The following is a 732-nucleotide window of genomic DNA, read 5'->3' as shown; positions in this document are numbered from 1 at the left end:
TGATTTAGTGTATGATGGTGTTTTTGAGGTGCTCCAGTGGCTTCTGTTTCTATCAGCTGTCCCTCCTGTTCAGCTACTGACGGGGTGGTGCGTAACGGCAAAAGCACCGCCGGACATCAGCGCTATCTCTGCTCTCACTGCCGTAAAACATGGCAACTGCAGTTCACTTACACCGCTTCTCAACCCGGTACGCACCAGAAAATCATTGATATGGCCATGAATGGCGTTGGATGCCGGGCAACCGCCCGCATTATGGGCGTTGGCCTCAACACGATTTTACGTCACTTAAAAAACTCAGGCCGCAGTCGGTAACCTCGCGCATACAGCCGGGCAGTGACGTCATCGTCTGCGCGGAAATGGACGAACAGTGGGGATACGTCGGGGCTAAATCGCGCCAGCGCTGGCTGTTTTACGCGTATGACAGGCTCCGGAAGACGGTTTGCGCACGTATTCGGTGAACGCACTATGGCGACGCTGGGGCGTCTTATGAGCCTGCTGTCACCCTTTGACGTGGTGATATGGATGACGGATGGCTGGCCGCTGTATGAATCCCGCCTGAAGGGAAAGCTGCACGTAATCAGCAAGCGATATACGCAGCGAATTGAGCGGCATAACCTGAATCTGAGGCAGCACCTGGCACGGCTGGGACGGAAGTCGCTGTCGCTCACAAAATCGGTGGAGCTGCATGACAAAGTCATCGGGCATTATCTGAACATAAAACACTATCAATAA

Annotated in this window: 1 protein-coding gene and 1 pseudogene; both read left to right on the top strand. The window is 53.8% G+C overall.

Annotated elements, in window-relative coordinates; translation table 11 throughout:
• Positions 1–36: 36 nt before the first annotated feature.
• Positions 37–312, top strand: a complete 276-nt coding sequence (locus INF61_RS23165) for an IS1-like element transposase (protein ID WP_000179213.1) — start codon at positions 37–39, stop codon at positions 310–312.
• Positions 231–732, top strand: a pseudogene (locus INF61_RS23160) (IS1 family transposase). Before INF61_RS23165 ends, INF61_RS23160 begins: the two are co-directional and overlap by 82 nt.

Origin of the sequence: Enterobacter cloacae complex sp. P18RS (assembly GCF_014982105.1) — a bacterium.
In the GTDB taxonomy this organism is placed as follows: Bacteria; Pseudomonadota; Gammaproteobacteria; order Enterobacterales; family Enterobacteriaceae; genus Enterobacter; species Enterobacter hormaechei_C.
The sequence above is the reverse complement of the archived record's forward strand: the minus strand, read 5'-3'. Positions and strand labels throughout refer to the sequence as shown.